The sequence below is a fragment of the Paractinoplanes abujensis genome (assembly GCF_014204895.1).
GTDB classification, from domain to species: domain Bacteria; phylum Actinomycetota; class Actinomycetes; order Mycobacteriales; family Micromonosporaceae; genus Actinoplanes; species Actinoplanes abujensis.
Window position 1 is genome coordinate 2,090,962 of sequence record NZ_JACHMF010000001.1, and the last position, 21,763, is coordinate 2,112,724.

Annotated in this window: 25 protein-coding genes; 12 read left to right on the plus strand and 13 right to left on the minus strand. The window is 70.7% G+C overall.

Annotated elements, in window-relative coordinates; genetic code table 11:
- Positions 1–6: 6 nt before the first annotated feature.
- Positions 7–1,074, plus strand: a complete 1,068-nt coding sequence (locus BKA14_RS09030) for a hypothetical protein (RefSeq protein ID WP_184950455.1) — start codon at positions 7–9, stop codon at positions 1,072–1,074.
- Here the strand turns inward: BKA14_RS09030 and BKA14_RS09035 are convergent.
- Positions 1,013–1,504 (minus strand): ribosomal maturation YjgA family protein, encoded by a 492-nt coding sequence (locus BKA14_RS09035; RefSeq protein WP_184950456.1) that lies wholly within the window; start codon positions 1,502–1,504, stop codon positions 1,013–1,015. The two genes, BKA14_RS09030 and BKA14_RS09035, sit on opposite strands and share 62 nt — an antisense overlap.
- 92 nt (positions 1,505–1,596) lie before the next feature.
- Here BKA14_RS09035 and BKA14_RS09040 point away from each other — a divergent pair, with 92 nt between their 5' ends.
- The 3 genes from BKA14_RS09040 (at position 1,597) to BKA14_RS09050 (ending at position 5,051) form a co-directional block, all read left to right on the plus strand.
- Positions 1,597–3,807 carry a glycoside hydrolase family 9 protein gene (locus BKA14_RS09040; RefSeq protein ID WP_184950457.1) on the plus strand — a complete coding sequence of 737 codons (2,211 nt, stop codon included), beginning with the start codon at positions 1,597–1,599 and terminating at the stop codon, positions 3,805–3,807.
- A 42-nt stretch (positions 3,808–3,849) separates the two neighbouring features.
- Positions 3,850–4,413, plus strand: coding sequence for a DUF2087 domain-containing protein (locus tag BKA14_RS09045; RefSeq protein ID WP_184950458.1), 564 nt, complete (start codon positions 3,850–3,852; stop codon positions 4,411–4,413).
- A 230-nt stretch (positions 4,414–4,643) separates the two neighbouring features.
- Positions 4,644–5,051, plus strand: a complete 408-nt coding sequence (locus tag BKA14_RS09050) for a DUF6082 family protein (RefSeq protein WP_184950459.1) — start codon at positions 4,644–4,646, stop codon at positions 5,049–5,051.
- Between the two features lie 51 nt (positions 5,052–5,102).
- Here BKA14_RS09050 and BKA14_RS09055 read toward each other — a convergent pair whose 3' ends face one another.
- The 6 genes from BKA14_RS09055 to BKA14_RS09080 form a co-directional block, all read right to left on the minus strand.
- Positions 5,103–5,897, minus strand: coding sequence for a M15 family metallopeptidase (locus tag BKA14_RS09055; RefSeq protein WP_184950460.1), 795 nt, complete (start codon positions 5,895–5,897; stop codon positions 5,103–5,105).
- 51 nt (positions 5,898–5,948) lie between these two features.
- Positions 5,949–6,968: an ABC transporter ATP-binding protein gene (locus BKA14_RS09060; protein ID WP_184950461.1), complete on the minus strand. Its 1,020-nt coding sequence runs from the start codon at positions 6,966–6,968 to the stop codon at positions 5,949–5,951.
- Positions 6,965–7,756, minus strand: a complete 792-nt coding sequence (locus BKA14_RS09065) for an ABC transporter permease (RefSeq protein WP_239092380.1) — start codon at positions 7,754–7,756, stop codon at positions 6,965–6,967. The genes BKA14_RS09060 and BKA14_RS09065 overlap by 4 nt, the downstream gene beginning before the upstream one ends.
- Positions 7,753–8,652 (minus strand): ABC transporter permease, encoded by a 900-nt coding sequence (locus BKA14_RS09070; protein ID WP_184950462.1) that lies wholly within the window; start codon positions 8,650–8,652, stop codon positions 7,753–7,755. Before BKA14_RS09070 ends, BKA14_RS09065 begins: the two co-directional genes overlap by 4 nt.
- Positions 8,645–9,763: an ABC transporter substrate-binding protein gene (locus tag BKA14_RS09075; protein ID WP_239092379.1), complete on the minus strand. Its 1,119-nt coding sequence runs from the start codon at positions 9,761–9,763 to the stop codon at positions 8,645–8,647. The genes BKA14_RS09070 and BKA14_RS09075 overlap by 8 nt, the downstream gene beginning before the upstream one ends.
- A gap of 158 nt (positions 9,764–9,921) precedes the next feature.
- The gene (locus BKA14_RS09080; RefSeq protein WP_184950464.1) at positions 9,922–10,425 is read right to left on the minus strand and encodes a hypothetical protein; all 504 of its coding nucleotides are present in this window, start codon (positions 10,423–10,425) and stop codon (positions 9,922–9,924) included.
- 145 nt (positions 10,426–10,570) lie between these two features.
- On the opposite strand from BKA14_RS09080, the gene BKA14_RS09085 reads away from it, so the two are divergent.
- The 5 genes from BKA14_RS09085 to BKA14_RS09105 are packed head-to-tail and all read left to right on the plus strand — an operon-like array spanning position 10,571 to position 12,776.
- Entirely contained in the window at positions 10,571–10,933 is a 363-nt protein-coding gene (locus tag BKA14_RS09085; RefSeq protein WP_184950465.1) for a YbaB/EbfC family DNA-binding protein, read from the plus strand.
- A 52-nt stretch (positions 10,934–10,985) separates the two neighbouring features.
- Positions 10,986–11,312, plus strand: a complete 327-nt coding sequence (locus BKA14_RS09090; RefSeq protein WP_184950466.1) for a hypothetical protein — start codon at positions 10,986–10,988, stop codon at positions 11,310–11,312.
- 9 nt (positions 11,313–11,321) lie between these two features.
- A complete protein-coding gene (locus BKA14_RS09095) occupies positions 11,322–11,810 on the plus strand; it encodes a WXG100-like domain-containing protein (protein ID WP_221477237.1) in 489 nt (162 codons plus the stop codon).
- A 30-nt stretch (positions 11,811–11,840) separates the two neighbouring features.
- Positions 11,841–12,311: an EndoU domain-containing protein gene (locus BKA14_RS09100; protein WP_184950468.1), complete on the plus strand. Its 471-nt coding sequence runs from the start codon at positions 11,841–11,843 to the stop codon at positions 12,309–12,311.
- Between the two features lie 18 nt (positions 12,312–12,329).
- The gene (locus tag BKA14_RS09105) at positions 12,330–12,776 is read left to right on the plus strand and encodes a hypothetical protein (RefSeq protein WP_184950469.1); all 447 of its coding nucleotides are present in this window, start codon (positions 12,330–12,332) and stop codon (positions 12,774–12,776) included.
- A gap of 49 nt (positions 12,777–12,825) precedes the next feature.
- Here BKA14_RS09105 and pdxR read toward each other — a convergent pair whose 3' ends face one another.
- Positions 12,826–14,241, minus strand: coding sequence for a MocR-like pyridoxine biosynthesis transcription factor PdxR (pdxR, locus tag BKA14_RS09110; RefSeq protein ID WP_184950470.1), 1,416 nt, complete (start codon positions 14,239–14,241; stop codon positions 12,826–12,828).
- Positions 14,242–14,367: 126 nt separating this feature from the next.
- On the opposite strand from pdxR, the gene BKA14_RS09115 reads away from it, so the two are divergent.
- Positions 14,368–14,823, plus strand: coding sequence for a hypothetical protein (locus BKA14_RS09115; RefSeq protein WP_184950471.1), 456 nt, complete (start codon positions 14,368–14,370; stop codon positions 14,821–14,823).
- A gap of 109 nt (positions 14,824–14,932) precedes the next feature.
- On the opposite strand, the gene BKA14_RS09120 is transcribed toward BKA14_RS09115, so the two are convergent.
- Positions 14,933–15,232 (minus strand): putative quinol monooxygenase, encoded by a 300-nt coding sequence (locus BKA14_RS09120; RefSeq protein ID WP_184950472.1) that lies wholly within the window; start codon positions 15,230–15,232, stop codon positions 14,933–14,935.
- A gap of 14 nt (positions 15,233–15,246) precedes the next feature.
- Between BKA14_RS09120 and BKA14_RS09125 the strand changes: the two genes are divergently transcribed.
- Positions 15,247–15,615: a hypothetical protein gene (locus BKA14_RS09125; RefSeq protein ID WP_184950473.1), complete on the plus strand. Its 369-nt coding sequence runs from the start codon at positions 15,247–15,249 to the stop codon at positions 15,613–15,615.
- Here the strand turns inward: BKA14_RS09125 and BKA14_RS09130 are convergent.
- From BKA14_RS09130 to BKA14_RS09145, 4 genes are read right to left on the minus strand one after another with little or no spacing between them, the layout of a single operon-like run.
- Complete coding sequence (locus BKA14_RS09130; RefSeq protein ID WP_184950474.1) at positions 15,602–16,684, minus strand: CaiB/BaiF CoA transferase family protein; 1,083 nt, start codon at positions 16,682–16,684, stop codon at positions 15,602–15,604. The two genes, BKA14_RS09125 and BKA14_RS09130, sit on opposite strands and share 14 nt — an antisense overlap.
- Positions 16,681–18,651 carry a 3-hydroxyacyl-CoA dehydrogenase NAD-binding domain-containing protein gene (locus BKA14_RS09135; RefSeq protein ID WP_184950475.1) on the minus strand — a complete coding sequence of 657 codons (1,971 nt, stop codon included), beginning with the start codon at positions 18,649–18,651 and terminating at the stop codon, positions 16,681–16,683. The genes BKA14_RS09130 and BKA14_RS09135 overlap by 4 nt, the downstream gene beginning before the upstream one ends.
- A complete protein-coding gene (locus BKA14_RS09140; RefSeq protein WP_184950476.1) occupies positions 18,651–19,856 on the minus strand; it encodes an acetyl-CoA C-acetyltransferase in 1,206 nt (401 codons plus the stop codon). Before BKA14_RS09140 ends, BKA14_RS09135 begins: the two co-directional genes overlap by 1 nt.
- Positions 19,846–21,009, minus strand: a complete 1,164-nt coding sequence (locus BKA14_RS09145) for an acyl-CoA dehydrogenase family protein (RefSeq protein ID WP_184950477.1) — start codon at positions 21,007–21,009, stop codon at positions 19,846–19,848. The genes BKA14_RS09140 and BKA14_RS09145 overlap by 11 nt, the downstream gene beginning before the upstream one ends.
- A 61-nt stretch (positions 21,010–21,070) precedes the next feature.
- Between BKA14_RS09145 and BKA14_RS09150 the strand changes: the two genes are divergently transcribed.
- Positions 21,071–21,670, plus strand: coding sequence for a TetR/AcrR family transcriptional regulator (locus BKA14_RS09150; protein ID WP_184950478.1), 600 nt, complete (start codon positions 21,071–21,073; stop codon positions 21,668–21,670).
- Positions 21,671–21,763: the final 93 nt, after the last annotated feature.

Sequence of the window (21,763 nt, forward strand, 5' to 3'; positions counted from 1 at the left end):
GCATGAATGTCGGATAACGGCGAGGTGCCGCTCCGCAGGTTGTGGGCGCAGGACGCCATGGCTGAGGTGCGGCTCTTCCAAGCGCGCCTGGACATCGCGGCCACGCGGGTGGGTTTGCTGCAGCCGCAACCGGCGGCCGAGCGTCAGGTGACCGTCACGGCGGTGCACCGGTTGCTGGAGTGTGCGCGCAAGGCGGCGCACGGGCGGGATCCGGTGTATCGGCCGGTGTACAGCTGGTGGTCGGGCAACTGTGTCGAGGCCGCGTTCCGCAACCTGCACAACGCCGAGGGGCTGCTGGCTCTGCTCTACAACCAGGACGAGGCGCGGGCGGAGACGCCCGAGGCGGTGCGGCGGGCCAACGAGTCGCTGCCGCGGGGCACGCCGGTGCACGATCTGGCGTGCGAGCTCGCCGAGGCCCGCAAGGAGGGCGCCGCCATCAACCTCGGTGATCTGTCCAAGGTGATCGAGGCCGGGCATGCCGCGGCCGACCGGCAGCGGGCCCGGCTGCGTACCTTTCGCAACGTGCTGACCACCGGCATGACCGTCACCGCCGTGCTCGTTGTGGTGATCGTTGTCGTGGCCGCGTTCTGGCCCGACCTGGTGCCGCTGTGTTTCGTGCAGGACGCGGTGCCCGCGAATGAGCCCAACGTGGCCTGCCCGGTGCGGGCCACGCGCGTCGACGATCTGGCGTTGCTGCACACCGCGGCCGGTTCGTGGGACTTCGCGGTGGTGGCGGCTCTCGGCCTGCTGGGCGGCGCCCTGTCGTCGGCCCTGTTCATCCGCGACCTCTACGCGAACGCGACCCCGTACAACGTGACCGTGCCGCTGGCCCTGCTCAAACTCCCGGCGGGCGCGCTGACCGCCCTGGCCGGCATCATTCTGCTGGCCGGCGAGTTCGTGCCCGGTTTCAGCGCGATCGACAAGCCGATTCAAATTCTCGCGTACGCCCTGGTGTTCGGCTTCGCCCAGCAGCTGTTCACGCATTACCTCGACCAGCGGGCGCAACGCCTGGTCAACGCCGTCCCGACGAAGGCCCGGGGCGCGTCGGCCGACGACTCCGTCGCCGTACGCTGACGGGGCTGCCGGTCAGGGGCCTCAACCGCGGACGCGGGGCCCGGTTCCGCGCGGCAACGGTCATGAGGATGACCGGTGGGGCGATCCCGGCGGCGTACCAGGCCAGGTCGGCCGGGTCGAACTGGACGCCGAGGGCCAGCCGGGCCAGGACGCTGCGGGCGGAGAGGCCGGCGGGGATGCCGGTCAGCTGGAACAGTTCGACGGCCCAGCAGAACAGCAGGGCGGCGGCTCCGGCCACGACGGCGCGCACGGCGGGGAAGAGCACGTAGACGCCGGCGAAGATCATGGTGGCGTACAGGGCGGTGCCGGAGTGGCCGGCGAGCCGGCCGGAGCTGTCGAGGACGTCGCTGCCCGCCAGCAGGCGGATGCCGAACGCGAGGCCGAGGACGGCCAGAGCCGCGAGGAGCGCGACTGCGCGGCGCCGGTTCATGACCGTGACGATAGACGCGCGCGTCCAGAACCTCGGGACTTATTGTTTCAGGTGCGTTGACAGGGCGTAACCGCAGCTATCAATATGTCTCCATGTCTCTATGGGAGCGCTCCCGAAACGTGGCCGTGATCGGGGCGGCAGTGCTGGTCGGTACGGGGTTGGCGGTGCCGGCCCAGGCGGCGGAGGTCGAACAGGTGGTCAACGGCGGCTTCGCCGACGGCACGGCGCCGTTCTGGGCCAACGGAGGGATGACGCTCGCGCTGGACGACGGCCGCGGCTGCGTCGACGTGCCGGGCGGCACCGCGAACAAGTGGGACGCCATCCTCGGGCAGAACGACATCGACCTGGTGGCGGGGGAGAACTACCGGTTCGCGTTCGACGCCAGTGGCAGTGCGGCCAAGTCCGTACGTGCGGTGGTCGGGCTGGCCGTGGACCCGTACGACACCTACTTCGAGCAGTCGCCGGTGCTGGGCGAGACGCAGCACTACGAGTGGACGTTCACCGCCGCGGCCAGCACCGCGCAGGGGCAGGTGGCCTTCCAGCTCGGCGGCAGCCCGGACCCGTGGAGGTTCTGCGTGGACAACGTGTCCCTGGTCGGCGGGGTGCCGCCCGAGGTGTACGAGCCCGACACCGGGCCGCGGGTGCGCGTCAACCAGGTCGCCTACCTGCCGAGCGGGCCCAAGGTGGCGACACTCGTCACCGGCAAGACGACGCCGGTCGCGTGGCGGCTCGCCGACAAATCCGGCAGAACACGCGCTGAGGGCCAGAGCAAGCCGCGCGGCGTGGACGTGTCGAGCGGAGAGAACGTCCACACGATCGACTTCAGCGCCGTGAAGGCCAAGGGCACCGGCTTTACCCTGACGGCGGACGGCGAGACCAGCCGCCCCTTCGACATCACCGCCGATGCGTACGCGAAACTGCGCACCGACGCCCTGAAGTTCTACTACACCCAGCGCAGCGGCATCGCGATCGACGAGGCCCTGCGCCCCGGCTACGGCCGCCCGGCCGGTCACGTCGACGTCGCCCCCAACCAGGGTGACGGCAACGTTCCCTGCCAGGCCGGCGTGTGCGACTACAACCTGGACGTGCGCGGTGGCTGGTACGACGCGGGCGACCACGGCAAGTACGTCGTCAACGGCGGCATCTCGGTGTGGGAGCTGCTCAACGCGTACGAGCGCACCCCCGGCCTGCGCAAGGTCGGCCTGAACATCCCGGAGAGCGGCAACGGCACGCCCGACCTGCTCAACGAGGTCCGCTGGGAGCTCGACTTCCTGCTCAAGATGCAGGTGCCGGCGGGTAAGCCGTACGCGGGCATGGCCCACCACAAGATCCACGACCAGAACTGGACCGGGCTGCCGCTGCTGCCGCACCTGGACCCGCAGCCGCGCGAGCTGCACCCGGTGTCCACGGCCGCCACGCTCAACCTGGCCGCCACTGCCGCGCAGGCCGCGCGCATCTACTCCAAGTACGACCGCGCGTTCGCGCAGAAAGCGCTCACCGCCGCGCGTACGGCGTACGCGGCCGCCAAGGCCAACCCGGCCCTGCTGGCTCCCGAGTCCGACGGTGTGGGCGGTGGCGCCTACAACGACGCCAAGGTGAGCGACGACTTCTACTGGGCGGCCGCCGAGCTGTTCCTCACCACGGGGGAGAAGCAGTACTCCGCGGACGTGCTCGCGTCGCCCGAGCACACCGCCGACGTGTTCGGCGCCGGCGCCTTCGACTGGGGCAACACGGCCGCCGCGGGCCGCCTCGACCTGGCGCTGGTGCCGAACCGTCTGCCCGGCCTGGCCAAGGTGAAGGCCTCGGTCGTCGCGGGCGCCGACAAGTACCTGGCGATCCAGAAGCAGCACCCGTACGGGGTCCCGTACGCGCCCGCGAACAACTCGTGGGACTGGGGCTCGAACAGCATCATCCTCAACAACATGGTCGTCATCGCGGCCGCGCACGAACTGACCGGCCGTGACCGGTACCGCGACGGCGTGCTGACCGGGCTCGACTACATCTTCGGCCGCAACGCGCTCAACATCTCCTACGTGACCGGCTACGGCGAGGTCAGCTCGCACAACCAGCACAGCCGCTGGTACGCCAAGCAGCTCGACCCCGCCCTGCCCAACCCGCCGGTGGGCACCCTCGCGGGCGGCGCCAACTCGTCGATCCAGGACCCGTACGCCCAGAGCAAGCTCACCGGCTGCGTCGGGCAGTTCTGCTACATCGACGACATCCAGTCCTGGTCCACGAACGAGCTGACGATCAACTGGAACGCGCCGCTGGCGTGGATCGCGGCTTACGTGGCGGCCCTGTAAAACGGGTCGCCTCGACGGCGCGGGTGCGCTTAGGTTGACGTCGTGTCTGCCGAAGCCGCCCGCGCCGCCGAGATTCTGAGCCAGCTCGCCACCCCGTTGCGCCTCCGGGCGTACGCGGAACTGGTCCACCGCGGCCAGGAAGGCGCCACGATCGCCGAGCTCGCGTACATTCTCGACGTGCCCGTGCAGACCGCGGGCGAGACCCTGGCCCGCCTCGTCGGCGCCGGACTGGCCACCGGCACGGGCAACGGCGTCTACCGCGCCTCGGGCGGCGAGTTGCGCGAAGCCGCCCAAGCGATCGACCGCGTGCAGCCGATCGCGTCCTATCTCGCCGACTATCCGCAGCTGCGGGGCAACTTCACCCACGGCCGCCTGTCGACCATGCCGCCCACGATGAGCGAGCGCTACACGATGCTGGGCGAGCTGCTGTCCCGCTTTCTCGCGCTCGAAGGCCTGCACACCGAGCACGAGATCAACCACCGGCTGGCCGAGGTCACCGACGACGTCGCCGCGACACGCCGCATGCTGGTCGAAACGGGCTGGTTGGAGAGGGACCAGGCCGGTTCCACGTACGGAGTGGGTCGTCTGGTGCCGGAGCAGCGTTAGCGGCGCAGGGCGTCGCGGCCAGGCTCATCCACCATTCGATCAGGTAGTCCATCGCGGCCGTGCCAATCTGGCACTTGAAGGCGGCCGCGAACGCCGAACGCGACATCCGGCTGAGTCCGTCCAGCTCGCCGAGGGCCACCGGTGTGCGACGCCGACGTGCACGGCCCGTAGCGCCACGCCGACGCCGTTGTCGCCCAGCGCAGCCGGCCGGTGCACCCCCCAGCCTCGGCGTGCGCCCGCAGCATGTGGACGAGCCGGATCTGGGCGACCGCCGCGCTCACCGGACGCAACGACTCGGACTGAGCCGCCGCCGGTCATACGATGAGGAGGCCCGCCAGTATCTCTTCACAACTCTCTGGCTCGGTTACTGCCCGCAAGGCTATGAGATCGGAATTTTCGACGAAGCGAATATTCGAGCAGAGTTTGCCGACAACATGTTTCGCAGTGGAGTAGCCATGCGGCTCTGGCAGGTCCGCATGGCGGAGTTGAGGCAGCAGGGCGTAGCGGAGATTGGTCCGTTCAATCGGATCTTCGAGCGTGAGAGCGAACGGCGAACTGCGGAACGCCGTACCGAGGCGGGACGGCCGCCTGGTGGCGAGTCGTTGCATACGAGTGGCGACAATCCAGAGGGCAGCTGACCAGCCACGTCGTGACGAGATGACGGTCTGATTCATCAATGGCTGGACCGGTCATTTGTTGGTCAGGCTGAAGTGCATGTAGTCCTTGAGCGACGTCCAGCGGCCGCCCCAGTGGAAGTCGTTCCACGTGAAGGCCCGGGCCGCGCCTTCGGGGTGCAGCATGCCGATCAGGTAGCGGCTGCGTTCGAGGTAGAACTGGCTGCCGGCCGGGGAGATCGAGCGGCCTCGGATCATCGGGTTCTGGAACGGGTTGATGTCGATGGCGGTGCCGGTGGCGTGTTCCGACCAGACGTTGGTGCCGCCGACCGCGCGGCAGTTGTAGCCGGCCGTCACCGTGGCCATGTTCGACTCGGTGGGGTTGTTGACCTTCATGGGGGCCATGCCCATGATGCGGAAACGCCAGCGGTACAGGGTGCCGAAGACCTGCTGGGCGCGGGCGGCCACGTCCTTGCGGACGATCACGCTGCCGTCGTGGTAGGCGCCGTTGAAGTCGATGTAGGAGACCCAGACGCGGCGCAGGTTGACGGGCAGCACGGGGCAGCGTTTGAGGGGCTGCCAGTTGACCGAGGCCGCCGTGACGGTCTCGATGCGCGTACGGAAGGCCGGTAACGCGACGGCGGGGGCGTTGAGTCGCAGCACCGCGTCGACCTGCACGGGGGTGTCGGCGGGGATGCCGTTCCAGGCGGCCAGTTGCTGCATGGTGACCCCGCGCAGGGCGGCGATGTAGGCCAGCGTCTCGGCCGGGCGCACCACGTGCCACACCGTGCCTGCTGCTCCCGCCGGTGCGGGGGCGAGTACCGGCAGGAGCAGCAGGGCGGTGACGACGGCGATCAGACGTTTGCGCACGGCTACAGACCGTACGAAGCGTCCCGGGCGGGTCGCAGCGAAACGCGAAAATCAGGCCAGCGCAACGGGACCGGGCGACAGCGTTACCCGTACGGGCGTGCCGGGGGCCAGAGCCGTCAGACGGCCGGTGGCGACCTGGGCCACCACGAGCTGCTCGCCGACCGTCACGGTGACCTTGCTGATCGGCCCTCCGAAGCTGGTCGTGAGGACCGTCCCGGTGCCGCCCGCGTCCGGCGTGACCTGCACGGACTCCGGCCGGATGAGGGCCGTGACCGACCCCGGGGAGGCCGGCGCGAGCAGCGGCAGCCGGGTACCGAGAACCTCGACCTCGTCGCCGGTGACCGTGCCGGGGAGGCGGTTGCTGAGACCCACGAATTCGGCCACGAACGGCGTGGCCGGGGCGAGATAAATATCCGCGGGCGCGGCCAGTTGTTCGAGCTTGCCGGCCCGCATCACGCCGACCCGGTCGGCGACGGCGAGGGCCTCCTCCTGGTCGTGCGTGACGAACAGCGTCGTCGTGCCGACCTCGGTCTGGATGCGGCGGATCTCGTCGCGCAGCTGCACGCGCACCTTGGCGTCGAGCGCCGACAGCGGCTCGTCGAGCAGCAGCACGCTGGGCTCGATCGCGAGGGCGCGGGCCAGGGCGACCCGCTGCTGCTGACCGCCGGAGAGCTGATGCGGGTAGCGGGCGCCGAGCGGCCCGATCCCGACCAGGTCGAGCATCTCCCGGGCGCGGGCGACGTTCCTGGACCGGCCGCGCAGCGACAACCCGAACGACACGTTGTCCAGGGCCGTCAGGTGCGGGAAGAGGCTGTACGCCTGGAAGACCATGCCCATGTCGCGCCGGTTGGCGGGCAGCGCGGTCACGTCCTTGCCGCCGACGAGCACCGCACCGCTGTCGGCGTCCTCCAGGCCGGCCAGCACGCGCAGCGCCGTGGTCTTGCCGCAGCCGGACGGGCCGAGCAGCGCGATGAACTCGCCGGGCTCGATGGCCAGGTCGAGGAGGTCCAGGGCGAGCGTGGGGCCGAACGAGCGGCGCAACCCCTTCAGATGGACGGCGACGCCGGTCATGAGGTCTCCTTGACGGCCCGGCGACGCCCGCCGAGCAGGGACAGAAGCAGCAGCAGGACGAAGGCGAGCAGCAGCGCGGTGAGCGACACGGCCACCGACACGGTGGCGCTGCTCTTGCCCAGGAGGTTAATCGCGACCTGCAGGTTCGTGCGGTTGAGCAGGGACGCGACGGTGAACTCGCCGAGCACCAGGGCCACGGTCAGGAAGGCCGCGGAGAGCACGGCCGTACGGATGTTGGGCAGCACGACTCGCCACATCACCGTGCCCCAGCCGGCGCCCAGCGACCGCGCCGCCTCGGCCAGCGTCTGCACGTCGATCGCGGACAGGCCGGCGTCGATCGCGCGATACGCGTACGGCAGAACGAGCACCGTGTACGCGAAGACGAGCGTCAGCGAGGAGCCGCCCAGGAAGTAGGTGACCCAGGCGTACACCGGCGCCAGCCCGACGACCAGCACGATGGCCGGGATCGTCAGGGGCAGCAGGCAGATGAACTCGACCAGCCGGCGCAGCTGGGGCAGCCGCAGCCGGACCCAGACCGCCGTCGGTACGAGCAACACGAGCATCAGCCCGGCGGTGAGCGCGGCCTGCAGCAGCGAGGTGGTGATGCCCTCGGCCAGCGCCGGGTAGCGCTCACTGAGCGACGGCCAATCGACCAGCAACGGCCACGTTTCGCCGTCGCGCGTGGAGAACTCGACCATCGCCACGAACGGCAGCACGAAGAAGACGCCGAGAACGATCAGGATCGTCCAGCGGAATGCGCGTTGTTTGCGCGCTCGGCGAGCGATCACCCCAGCCACTTGGACGTCCGGTTCTGCAGCAGCGAGTAGAGCGCCATCACCACGGCCACGACGACGACCATGCCGAGTGCCATCGCCTTGCCCACGTTCTGCTGGCCCAGCAGCACTTCGCTGGTCAGCGCGCCGCGGATCTGCAGGGGGACGAGCGGGCTGCCCTGGCTGACCAGTGCGGCCGCGGTCGCGTACGCGGAAAAGCTGTTGGCGAAGAGCAACAGGGCCGAGCCGAGGAACGCCGGGGCCAGCAGCGGGCCGGCCACGCGCGTCCAGTACTGCCAGGTCGTGCCGCCCAGGCTTTCGGTCGCCTCGCGCCACTGCGGGCGGATGCCGTCGAGCGCGGGCAGGAAGACGATCACCATGAGCGGGATCTGGAAGTACGTGTAGACCAGGGCCAGGCCCGGCAACTCGAACAGCCACACGCCGTTGTCGAAGATGTCGACGTCGAACGTGTCCTGCAACCAGACGGTGAGGAAGCCGGACAAGCCGATCGTGGCCAGGAACGCGAACGCCAGGGTGACGCCGCCGAACTGGGCCAGGACGCCGGCGGCCGCGGTCACGGTCCGCCGCAGCACGCCTTCCGGCTTCGCGGTCGTCAAGGCGTACGCGAGCAGAGCTCCCAGGACGGCGCCGGTCAGCGCGCTGATGGCCGAAAGCGCGATGCTGCGGCCGAACGCGTCCAGCACGACCCCGGTACCCAGCGCCTCGAGGTTGGCCAGGGTGACGCCGCCGTCGTTGCCCGCGAAGGCCCCGGCCACGACGACCAGCGCCGGGATGAGCAGGAAGATCGTCACGTACGCGAAGAACGGCACCGTACCGAGCAGGGAGGTGACGCCCCGCAGGCGCGGCCGCCGGGCCACACGCTGCGGGGCGGCGACGGCTACCTCAGCCAACGGTCTTGGCCCAGTTCGCCGACAGGTACTCCTTGGCCTGGCCGGTCTCCTCCTCGGTCGGGACGACCGGGGTGCCCTCGACCTTGGGCAGGGCGTCGAACAGAGCCTTGTCGATCGTGCCGGCCTTGGCCATGGCGTCCTGCCGTACGGGGCGGGCGCCGCCGGCGAGCCACAGGTTCTGGCCCTCGTCGGAGTAGAGGAACTCCTGCCACAGGCGCGCGGCGGCCGGGTGCGGGGCGTCCTTGTTGATGGCCTGTACGTAGTACGACCCCAGCACCGAGCCACTGGGCACGAACGTCTTCCAGGTCTTGAGCTTGGTGGCCTCGGCCGCGTTGAGGTAGTCCCAGTCGAAGACGACCGGGGTCTGGCCGGACTGGATGGTGGCCGAGTCGGGGTCGACGGGCAGCAGGTTGCCTGCCTTCTTGAGCCGGCCGAAGTAGTCGACGCCGGGGGCGATGTCGGCGACGGTGCCGCCGTTGCCGAGCGACGCGGCCTGCACGGCCCCGAACGCGGAACCGGCCTGGGTGGGGTCGCCGTTGAGCGCGACCTTGCCCTTGTACTCGGGCTTGAGCAGGTCGGCCAGGCTGGTCGGGGCGGGCACCTTGGCGCTGTCGTAGCCGATCGACATGTAGCCGCCGTAGTCGTTGACCCAGGTGCCGTTGGCGTCCTTGAGGTTGTCCGGGACGTCGCCGAAGGTCGCGACCTGGTACGGCGCGAACATGGTGGTGTTGGCCGCGGCGACCGAGGCGCCGAGGTCGAACACGTCGGGGGCGCCGTCCTGGCCCTTGAGCTGGTTGGCCGCGTTGATCTCGTCCTGGCTCGACGCGTCGGGCTGGGCCGAGTTGACCTTGATGCCGTACTTGTCGCCGAAGGTCTTGATGATCTCGCCGTAGTTGGCCCAGTTGGGGGGCAGCGCGATGACGTTGAGCTGCCCCTCGGCCTTGGCCGCCTCGACGAGCTTGTCGATCCCGCCCAGGTCGGCCGCGCTGGTCGCGCTCGCGGCGCCCGAGCTCGAGGCCTCGGCCTTCTTCTCGGGCGGCGAGCAGGCCGCGACCCCGGCAACGGCGGTGGCCGCCAGGGTGACGGCGATCGTGCGGGTGATGTGACGCACCGTGGTTCCTCTCTCTACGCACACCGAGCCGGTGGGCGCTGGGAGAGCATGAAGTTGCTTGACGAAGAAAAAGCATCCCGGAAGCGACGCGCGGGAGACGTTCAGTCGTTGATCTTGAGGCTTTCGGAGGAATCGTTCAGGAGGCTGCTGACCTGTATTTATCGCCATGATTGTCGTTCGACGGGCGGCTTGCGGACATAGGAGTAGGGCAGGAGTAAGCGCCGGAGAGTGGCCGCGTTCGCGCTCCGCACGACAGCGACCGCCCCGGCGAGGACGACGAGATTGGCGGCCACGATGAGCACCGCGTGCTCGACGTCGAGGTCGAGAGCCGCCGCTCCGACGAGAAGCGACAAAAGATAGAGAACAGTGTCAGCGATGAGGAAGACCCCCAGCCCGCGGGCGCGGCGCACCGGCCCCGGCCGGCCGTCGTCGGCCTGCAACCCGATCACCAGCCCGGTGACCGCCGCAACCGCCGCGAGGAGCCAGTCGATCAGCGGCGCGAGGTAACCGACGACGAGCAAGGCCGGCAACCAGGCCAGGCCCAGCAGCGGCCCAGCCAGGGCCCCGGTCCAGACCGCACCCAGAACCCGGACGACCACGGCGACAAGCACGGTCGCCGGCGTCCACCACTTCAACCCGGCTGTTTGAACGCGTTCAACCATTCTCGTATGGTAGACGCGAGGCGGTGTTCCGTGGGGGTTGGCGGCGCCCCACAGTCGCATGAGGTCACTCTCCCGCTTGCCGCCTGGACAGGCTTCGGTACGGTCGCGGTTCGGTTGTGAGTGTCCTTTCGCGAGGGGGTTCAGGATGACCGGCCCGATCGATCCGTCCGGTCTGGGCGGTGCGCTCGCTGACGTGGTGGCTGCGCTCGGGCGAGCCCGACCGCCGGGTGGCGAGCAGGAATCGCCGGCCGGGATCGGGGAGGCCGCTGACGGGCGGGTTCGGGTGCGGGCGGTTCTGCCCTGCCGGATCGAGGGGCTCGAGCTGGAACCGTCGATGCTGCGGATCGGCGGCGACGCTCTGGCCCGGGAGATCGAGTCGGCCGTCAACGCCGCGCTGGCCGACCTGCGGAGACAGGCCGTGGTCACCGCGGGTTCGGGTGACCTCGGTGCGCTCGCCGATCAGTCAAGGACATTCAGTTCAACGCCGAGCGGCAGTTCGCGAAGCTGACGGCGTCGCTGGTCGAGGCGCAGGAGCAGCTCACTCGCCGGGCCGGCGAGCGATGAGCGGCTTCACGGTCGATCCCGCGCGGCTCTCGGCTTCCGGGTCGGCCCTGCAGAACGTGGCCTCACGGCTCTCGTCGGAGCTGGCGTCGTTCCGGTCCGAGCTGGCCGGTTTCGGTGCTCCCTGGGGCAACGACGACATTGGAGCACTGATCGGGGCCGCCCACGACGAGGTGTCGGCGTGGGCCTTCGAGTGCTATCAGGACGCCCTGGACGAGATGGCCGCGGCGGGTGCCGACGTGGTGGAGATCAGCGTGCAGCACGTGGAAGTGGACGAGAACGTGGGCCGCCGGTTCCAGGGGCTGCTCGGCGAGCTGGGGCGCTGACCGGTGGGCATGGAGATTCCGGCCGAGCTGCGGTCGCTGCTCGGCATCCTCGGCTTCACCTGGCCGGAGGCCGACGAGACCGCGCTGGTCGAGATGGGCCAGGCGTGGATCGCGTTCTCGGACCGGCTGGAGGGCATCGTGGCGGACGCGTCGTCGACCGCCGCCGAGGTGTGGACCGAGCACGAGGGTGAGAGCTTCGCCGCGTTCCAGGCCTGGTGGGCGCGCCAGGACAGCCCGGCCCAGTCGCTGCTGGACGGCGCGAACGCGGCCACGCTGACCGGCACCGGACTGATGATCTGCGGCGGTATCGTGCTCGCCCTCAAGGTGGCGATGATCGCCCAGCTGGCCCTGCTGGCATTGCAGATCGCGCAGGCGGTGGCGACGGCGGCGCCGACGTTCGGCGCGAGTCTGCTCGAGATCCCCCTCTTTCAGCAGCTGAGCCGGACGATCGTCGGGAATCTCGTGGAGGACGCCATGGTCAAGTTGCTGAACGGGTGACCGGGGATGGCCAGGGGCTCCGGCACACTCATGCGGGCCGCCCTGCGGTTCCTGCGCAAGACCCGTAAGCGGGCCCGCCCGGATCGCATGGATCCGCACTTCACGAACCACACCATCGGTGGCGGCCACGTGCGGCCGGGTCAGCCCCGCGGGTCCGGCTATCACTACCGTCCCGGCGGCGAGGACTTTCCCGATCGCCGCCTTGTGCCCGGCTCCAGGGTCACGCACTCGAACGGCGTGTACGAGGCGGAACCCGAGTTCTTCGACCCGACCCTGAATCCGCCGGCTGGCGCCTGGAAGCCGAAGGCTGGTAATCGCGGTGTCAGCACCTTCTTCCCCGACGACTGGACGCCGGCGCAGGTGGACAACGCGGTCACCGGCGCCTTCAAGAACTCGACGCAGGTCGCTCCGAACAGATGGGTCGGTACCTACAATGGCGTCACCATTGAAGGCTTTTACAACCAGTCCGGCGGCTTCACGCACGGCTGGCCCGTTCCCTAGCGCCCCGAGAGGCTCGCGGTGAGTGTTGTCAGCTTACGGATCGATCCCAGGTTCCGGCGGCCGGTATATCAGGTCGAGGATCAGCGATACGACCTGCTGGGCGAATGGCTGACCACTGATATCGGCACGTTCTTTCTGGTCGCCCTGGACGCGTTGGCGATGGCCGACGATGTGTCCCGAAGTGAGCCGCCGTTCGATGAGTGGAGCAGCGAGAACTACGCGGTGTCGTTCACGCCGGCGGCCCTCTCGATCCGCAACTTGTGGGTGCCGGGGGCCGAGGGCGAGTTCCCGGCCGACGTGGCCCGGGCGGCGATCGAGGACTACTGGCGATTCCTGGTCGCTCAGCCGGAACGCGACGTCGTACGGGAATATCGTCCCGATCTCCCGGAGTGGCAGGCCAACTTGCTGCGGTGGGAGGAGAAGTGGGGCCGCACCCACCCATACCGGGGACGGCTCTTCAGCTAGCCCCTCAAGCCGCCGGCGATGCGGGTCTCCCGGCTGGTGAACGCGGCGGTCAGCAGGCGTCCAGGCACTGCCGAAGCCGGGTCAGGCCCTCCGTGATGCGATGCGCATCGATCATGCCGTACCCGAGCACTATGCCCGGCTGGCCGGGGGCCGCGGCGGCTATCTCCGGATAACTGGCCAGGCCGAGGCCGGCGGCCCGGGCCCGGGTCAGCACGTCGTCGGTCGGAGCGCCGCGCGGCAGCGCGCTCAGGTGCAGGCCGGCTGACGACGGCACGACGGTCAGATGGGCCGCCAGCGGGCCGGCCAGTGCCGCCGTGATGCGGTCGTGGCGTTGCCGGTACACCCGGCGGACCCGTCGCAGGTGCCGCGCGTACAAGCCCTGCGCCAGGAAGTCCGCCATGGCGGCTTGCGGGGGCAGGCTGGTGTGCCAGTCGGCGAGGAATTTTGCGGCGTGCAGGGCGTGCCGAAGCGATGTCGGGTGGATCAAGTAGCCCAGCCGCAGCGTGGGCAGAAGGACTTTGGAGAACGATCCGATGTAGAGGACCCGGCCGCTGCGGTCGAGGCTGTGCAGCGGCTCCAGCTGCTGCTCGGTGTAGCGGAACTCGCTGTCGTAGTCGTCCTCGACGATGGCTGCGTCGTGCCGCTGGGCCCAGGCGAGCAGCTCGACGCGGCGTCGCAAGGTCATTGCCACGCCGGTGGGGTACTGGTGGGAGGGCGTCACGTAGACCACCCGGGCGCCGGGTGGCAGCGCCTCGACGATCAGGCCCTGCTCGTCGACCGGGACGCCGATCACCGTGGCGCCCTGCGCCTCCCACACGAGTTTCGGGGGCGCGTAACCGGGTTCCTCGACCACCGCGGTGGCGCCGGGTTCGAGCAGCACCCGCCCGATCAGGTCGAGCGCCTGCTGCGCACCGCTGGTGATCAGCACGTCCCGCGGATGTGTCTCGATGGTCCGGGCGGTGCGCAGATGACCGGCGAGCAGCGTGCGGAGCCCGAGGTGGCCGGCCGGCTCGACGGGCATCCCCGTGCCGACCGCCGACTGCCGGAATTGGCTGGTCAGCAACCGGCGCCAGGCGGTGTACGGGAACAGCCGGGTGTCGGGCGCGCCGACCCGGAAGTCGAACTCCGGTGTCTCGCTGTAGTCGGGCGGAATCGGCATTCGCGGCCACACCGCGCGGGGCACGAGCGAGCCGGAGGGCAGCTGCGGCGCATCCGGCAACGCGACGGGCATCGCGTTGACGAACGTTCCGGCGCCGCCGCGACCGACCAGGTAGCCCTCGGCTATGAGCCGTTCGTAGGCGGCTGTCACCGTGTTGCGCGAAACCTTGAGTTGCCCGGCCAGGTCGCGGCTCGAGGGCAGTGCCTCCTCCCGGCGCAGCCGGCCGTCCAGGACGGCGTCGCGCAACTGCCGGTAGATCTGTTCCGCGAGGCTCCCGGCCGGGTCCAGCCGGACGGCTACTTCCATACGCAAGATCCTAAGTGGATCCGTCAAACCGCCACCGAATTGGCTCTGAGCCGTGATCGGCCCGGCTCCTACGATGACTGGTGCGGCCGGAAAGGCCGGGGAAATGCCTTTGACGGGGGAGGACCGGTGGTGAGCCGAAACGGGAAGAAGGCCGGCGGCGCGTCGATTTCCAGATTGCTCGCGCGGCATTCCGCGGGGGCGCGAATCGTGAAGCCGGGCGGGCGGACCACGAAGTCTGCTGTATCGAGGACCGTCAGGACGGGCCTGGTGGCGGTGGCGTCAACCGTTACGTTGCTGGCGGGGACCGCGCAGGCGGCCAATGCCTCCGCCCTGACGTCAAGTTGTTTCACGCTCCCCTTCGGGAGCTGCCGGACGGATTTCGTCCGGGCCGCGTCGGGCAACTGGCTTCACTACAGCATCGCGCCGTGCGGGTGGGGGAAAATCTACGACAACGACACCGGCCGGCAGGTCGGACCGTCCAAGGCCTACGGCGGCGGATACATCGAGGGCGTGTACGGCTACAACTACTACATGATTCTGCAAAGCGCGGGCAGTGCCTGCTTGGGCTCGCTGGGCTACTGAGCCGGCGCGCCTCGCGCGCTGACCATCCCGGCCGAAACCTTGCGGCGGCGCCTGCTCCACGGGGGAGCAAGCGCCGCCGGGCGAGCCGGGTTGCCGGGCGGCTGTTCCGCTAGACCCCGAGACCGCCCGCGATACGGGTTTCCCGGCTGGTGAACTCGCCGGTCAGCAGCGGCATGGCGCGGGCGATGAAGGCGCGCGTCTCGGGCAGAAGGAGGGAGGCGTCGTGGGCCTCCTTGGAGTCCCAGGCCTCGGTCACCCAGATCGTGACGTCGTCCGTGGCGTCCAACCCGACCACGTAGAGGTGGCAGCCCGCCGCTTTCAAACCGTCGGCGCCGCTGGTCAGGATGGTGGCCACCTCGTCGCGGTGGCCGGGCCTGGTCTTCATGGAACCCTGATATCCGTACAGCATGGGATCATCCTGGCATGGACGGCGACCCACGAGTTCTGGTGATCGGCCTCGACCCGTACCGGGTGCCCGGCCCCTGGGATCCCACGCCGGTCGCGGAGGGGATCGCGGCCGGGATGGCCCGCTTCGAGGAGGCGGGGGTGCCCGCGCGCGCCTGTCTGGTCGGGTTGGACGGCAGCGACGACATCGAGGCCGTGGTGAGCGCGGCACTGCGGGAGCGGGCGTGGGAAGTTGTCGTGGTGGGCGGGGGTGTGCGCGGCGACGTCGAGTTGTTCGAGCGGGTCATCAACCTGGTGCACCGGCACGCTCCGGGCGCGGCGATCGCCTTCAGCAACACGCCGGACGACACGTACGCGGCCGCGGCGCGCTGGCTCACGGGCTCCTGAGGGGCCAGCCGGCCAGGATCTCCGCGACGGTCGTGGCGGCGGGCGGTTCCGGGGTCTTGGCCGCCGTACGACCGAATCGCGGGGCGGGTGCGGGCTGCGTGAGCCCGGACACGTCGACGAACGTCGAGCGGGCCCGGTTGTGCGGGTGCGTGGGGGCCTCGGTGGGGGAGAGCACCGGGGCGACACAGGCGTCCAGCCCTTCGAATACGGCCGTCCATTCGTCCCGCGTACGGGTGCGGAAGCGCGCGGCGAAAAGCGATCGCAGGGCAGCCCAGCCCGAGGGGTCGTACGGGGCCGGAAGGTCTTGCTCGCCGAGGCCGAGCCCGCCCAGCAGGGCCCGGTAGAACGGCGGCTCGATGGCCCCCACGGCCATGAACCCGCCGTCGGACGTCTCGTACGTGTCGTAGAAGGGCGCACCGCCGTCGAGCAGGTTCGCGCCGCGTCCGCCGGCCCACGCCCCGCCCGCGATCATGCCGTGCAGGAATGTGGTGAGCAGCGCCGAGCCGTCGACCATGGCCGCGTCCACCACCTGGCCCAGCCCGGACCGGGAGCGTTCCACGAGCGCCGCCAGGACCCCCACGGCGAGCAGCATCCCGCCCCCGGCGAAGTCGGCCAGCAGGTTGATCGGCGCGTGCGGCCGCTGCCCGGCCCGGCCGAGGGGTTCCAGGGCGCCCGCCACGGCCAGGTAGTCGATGTCGTGGCCGGCCCGCGCGGCCAGCGGCCCGTCCTGGCCCCAGCCGGTCATCCGGGCGTACACCAGACCGGGGTTGACCTGGTGGCAGTGGGCCGGTCCGATGCCCAGCCGCTCGGCGACACCGGGCCGGTAGCCTTCCACGAGCACGTCGGCCCGCTCGGCCAGGCGGATGAACGAGGCCACGTCGGCCGGGTTCTTGAGGTCGAGCGTGAGCGTCCGGCGGTTGCGGTCGAGCGGTCCCGGCGGCAGTCCGGAGCCGCCGGGACGGTCCACCCGCACCACGTCGGCGCCCAGGTCGGCCAGCAGCATGCAGCCGAACGGCCCTGGCGCCAGGCCGGCCAGTTCGAGCACCCGCACGCCGGTCAGCGCCGTCACGCGGGCTCGAATCGCGTGCCGTACCGGGCCGCCAGCTCGCGGGCCCGCCCCGCGAAGTCCTCGTGCTGGTCGGCGAAGCGCAGCACCCCGCCCGTCCAGGCCGGGTAGCCGATGCCCAGGATCGAGCCGACGTTGCCGTCCTCGGCCGTGCGCAACACCCCTTCGGCCAGGCAGCGCCGCGCGTCGAGGGCTTCGACGAACAGGAACCGGTCCTTCAGATCGGCCAGCGGCACGGCGCGGCCCTCGGGCGTGGCCATGCCGGCGAGCCCTTCCCACAGCGACTTGGCCGATTCGTACGTGTAGAAGCCGCGCCCGGCGGAACGGCCCGGCCGGTCGTGCCGGTCGACCATCGCGTCGATCACGTCGTGCGACGGCAGCCGTACGGGTGCGGAAGCCGCGATCCGCTGCGCGAGGGTCAGGCTGACCTCGTCGGCGAGCGCGAGGGGACCGGTCGGATAGCCGGCCTGCAGCGCGGCGTGCTCGATCGACGGCGCCGGCACCCCCTCGGCCAGCATTCCGATGGCCTCGTCGAGGAAGGTGCCGATGACCCGGCTGGTGAAGAACCCGCGCCCGTCGTTGACCACGATCGGGGTCTTGCCGATCAGCCGGCCCAGGTCGAAGGCGCGGGCCACGGCGGCGTCCGACGTCTGCGCCCCGACGACGATCTCCAGCAGCGGCATCTTGGCGACGGGCGAGAAGAAGTGCATGCCGATGAAGTCGCCCGGCCGTTCCACCCCCGTGGCCAGCCCGGTGATCGGCAGCGTCGACGTGTTGGAGGCGAGCAGCGCGTCCGGGGCCAGCACCGGCAGCACCTCGGCGAAGACCTGCCGCTTGAGCTCCGGGTCCTCGAAGACAGCCTCGATGACCACGTCGCAGCCGGTCAGCGCGGCCACGTCGGCCGTGGTGGTGATGCCGGGCCCGGCCGCCCGCGCCGCCAGTTGCGGGGTGACGTCCTTGACCACGACCTCGAGCCCGGCCCGGGCGCAGGCCTGCGCGATGCCGGCGCCCATCATGCCCGCACCCAGCACGGCCACCCGGCGTGGCTCGCTCACCTCGACGGACGGGCGGGCCAGGCCGCCGTTGACCGCGCGCATGTCGAAGAAGAGGGCGCCGATCATGTTCTTGGCGATCTGCCCGGTGAGCAGGGTGATCAGGTGCCGGGTCTCGATCACCTGGGCCGTGGCGAAGTCGACCTGGGCTCCCTCCACCGCGGTGGCCAGGATCGCCTCGGGCGCGGGCAGCGAGGCCCCCTTGAGTTGCTGGCGCAGGGTGGCCGGGAAGGCGGGCAGGTGCGCCGCGGGCAGGCCGCCGGGCAGGCGGTAGCCGTCGCGGTCCCAGGGCTGGGCCGCGCCGGGGTTGGCCCGGATCCACTCGCGGGCCTGCGCGAGCAGCTCGGCCGGGGTCGCCGCGAGCGCGTCCACGAGGCCGTGGGCCAGGGCGTCGGCCGGGCGCAGGCGACGGCCGCTGAGCAACCAGGTCGTCAGCGCGGGGGCCAGGCCGAGCATCCGGACCGTGCGGGTGACGCCGCCCGCGCCGGGCAGCAGCCCCAGGGTGACCTCGGGGAAGCCGAGCCGGGTGGACGGCCGGTCCAGTGCGATCCGGTGGTGGCAGGCCAGGGCCACCTCGAGCCCGCCGCCCAGCGCGGCCCCGTTCACCGCGGCCACGACCGGCCGTCCGTACGTCTCCAGGCGCCGGAAGTCCTGCTTGATCCTACTGAGCAGCGTGAACAGTGCGGGCGCGTCGCCGGTGGTGGCGCGGGCCATCGAGGGCAGGTCGCCGCCCGCGAAGAACGTCTTCTTGGCGCTGGTCACGATCACGCCGGTGACCTGCTCACGCTCGGCGTACAGGCGGTCCACGGCGGCCGACATGGCCGCCACGTACGTCTCGTTCATGGTGTTGGCCGACTGCGCCGGGTCGTCCAGGGTGAGCGTGACGATGCCGTCGTCGCCGCGGGAGTAGTCGATCATCAGAGCCTCTCCAGGACTGTCGCGACGCCCATGCCGCCGCCGATGCACAGGGTGACCACGGCCCGGCGCTGGTCGCGGCGTTCCAGCTCGTCGAGCGCGGTGCCGAGCAGCATCGCGCCGGTCGCGCCGAGCGGGTGGCCGAAGGCGATCGCGCCGCCGTTGACGTTGACCGTGTCGGGGTCGAGCTCGAGGTCACGGATGTATTTGAGGACCACGGCGGCGAACGCCTCATTGATCTCGAACAGGTCGATGTCGCCGACGGTCAGTCCTGCCGCGGCCAGGGCCTTGCGTGTCGCGGGGGCGGGGCCGGTGAGCATCAGGGTCGGGTCGGCGCCCGTGACGGCCGCCCCGGCGATGCGGGCGCGCGGGGTCAGGCCCAGTTCCTCGCCTGCTGCCGCCGAGCCGATGAGCACGAGGCCGGCACCGTCCACGATGCCCGACGAGTTGCCCGCGTGGTGCACGTGGTCCAGACGTTCCAGCCAGTGGAACTTGCGCAGAGCCACGGCGTCGAAGAAGGGCGTACGGGCGAAGGAGGGACGCAGCCGGCCCAGCCCTTCGACCGTCGTGTCGGGGCGGGGATGTTCGTCGGTGGTCAGGATGTCGAGGCCGTTGGCGTCGCGCACGGGCACGATCGAACGCGCGAAGTGGCCGCCGGCCCACGCCTTGGCCGCCCTGTCCTGCGACCGCACCGCGTACGTGTCGACGTCTGCGCGGGTGAAGCCCTCCAGCGTCGCGATCAGGTCGGCGCTGATGCCCTGGGGCACGAAGTCGGTGGCGAACGACGTCTCGGGGTCGGAGAACCAGGCCCCGCCGTCCGAGCCCATCGGGTTGCGCGACATCGACTCCACGCCACCCGCGACGATCAGGTGCTCCCAGCCCGACCGGATGCGCGCGGCGGCTTGGTTGACCGCCTCCAGGCCTGAGCCGCAGAAGCGGTTGAGCTGCACCCCGGCCACCGTGTCGGGCAGCCCCGCCAGCAGCGCGGCGGCGCGGGCGAGGTCGCCGCCCTGCTCGCCGACCGGGGTGACGATGCCCAGGACGAGGTCGTCGACGCGGGCCGGGTCGAGGCCCGGCAGCCGGGCCCGCAGCGCGTCGAGCAGGCCGGTGACCAACGAGATCGGTTTGACCCCGTGCAGCGCGCCGTTCTCCTTGCCGCGGCCGCGCGGGGTGCGCACCGCGTCGTACACGAAGGCCTCAGAGGACACGGGCGATCAGCTCCTTCATGATCTCGTTGGTGCCGCCGTAGATCTTCTGCACGCGGGCGTCGGCGTACATCCGCGCGATCGGATACTCCGTGGTGTAGCCGTAGCCGCCGAAGATCTGCAGGCAGCGGTCCACCACCTCGCACTGTCCCTCGGTCAGCCACGCCTTGGCCATGGCCGCGGTGGCCACGTCGAGCTCGCCGCGGACGTGCCGCTCGATGCAGTCGTCCAGGAAGACCCGGGCGACCCGCGTACGGGTGGCGCACTCGGCCAGCACCATGCGGGTGTGCTGGTGGCCGATGAGCGGCTTGCCGAAAGCGGTCCGCTCTTTCGCGTACGCGGTGGTCAGCTCGACGGCCCGCTGCATCGCGGCCACCGCGCCCACGCCGATCACCAGGCGTTCCTGGGGGAGTTGCCGCATCATCTGGAAGAACCCCTGGCCCTCGCCGGCGAGCAGGTTGGCCGCGGGCACCCGGAACTCGTCGAAGAACAGCTCGGCGGTGTCGTTGGCGTGCAGCCCGATCTTCTCCAGGAGGCGCCCGCGCCGGAACCCGGGGGCGTCGTCGCTGAGCTCGCAGACGATTAGGCTCATCCCGGCCGCCTTCTGCGCCGGGTCGGTCTTGACCGCGAGGATCAGCAGGTCGGCCAGGCCGCCGTTGGTGATGAAGGTCTTCGACCCGCTGATCACGTAGTCGTCGCCGTCGCGGATCGCGCGGGTCGTGATCTCCTGCAGGTCGGAGCCGCCGCCGGGCTCGGTCATGCCGATCGCGCCGACCAGGTCGCCCGAGCACAGTCCGGGCAGCCACCGCCTCTTCTGCTCCTCGTTCCCGTACGCCACCAGGTAGCCCGTCACGATGCCGCTGTGCACGGCCAGGCCGAGGCTGCCCTCGCCCACGGCCTGCTGCTCGTGCAGCATGACCGCCTCATGGGTGAAGTCGCCGCCCCCGCCCCCGTACGGCTCGGGAACGCTCAGTCCCAGCAGCCCGAGCGCGCCGGCCTGCCGGTAGTGCTGGCGATCGGGGTGACCTTGCTGCTCGTGCCGGGCCGCGTGGGGCAGCACCTCTCGGGTGAAGAAGTTGCGGGCCAGCGCGGCGAGGTCGTCGTGCTCGGGCTTGAGCCACGCCGGGGCGTACCCGTCCAGTCCTGGGGTGGGCATGGTCTTACCTTTTCGAGTTATTGGCGGGCTGTCAACAACGGTGTGGCGTAAGGTCCACACGATGAGTGTGGAGGCCGGACCGCGCCGGCGCCTCGAACCCGACGCCCGGCGTGCGCAGATCCTGGCGGAGGCCGTCCGGCTGTTCGGCGAGCGCGGCTACGCCGACGTGTCGACCACCGACGTGGCCCGGGCCGCCGGCGTCGCCCGCGGGCTGGTCAACCACTACTTCGGCACCAAGAAAGAGCTCTACCTGGAGGTCATCCGGGTGATGCTGACCGTGCCCGGCGTGGCCATCGCCGGGCTGCCCGAGGGTGACCTGCCCACCCGCGTCGACGCGATCGTCGGCTGGTTCCTCGACGTCGTCTCCCGGCACAGCCGCTCCTGGCTGGCCGCGATCACCGCCGGGGGCATGGCCGGCGACACCGACGTCGACCGGGTGATCGCCGAGGCCATCGACGCCGCCGCCGACGCCGTGCTGACCGCCGTCGGCCAGGGCGCGGCCGGCCCGGCCCGGCACGCGATGGCCCGCTCGTACGTGGGGCTGGCCGTCTCGACCGCCCGCGAATGGCTGCAACGGGGCGTGCTGACCCGGGCCCAGGTGCACCGGCTGCTCGCCGCCACCCTCCTGACCATGGTGGAGCAGGTTTTCCGGGACGCTTAGCCGCGCCGCTCGTCCGTTCGGGGGAGCGTGTTCCGTGCCGCCGATGGCCACGATGAGGTATCTGCGCGCTTCACGTGGACCCATCACCGGTGA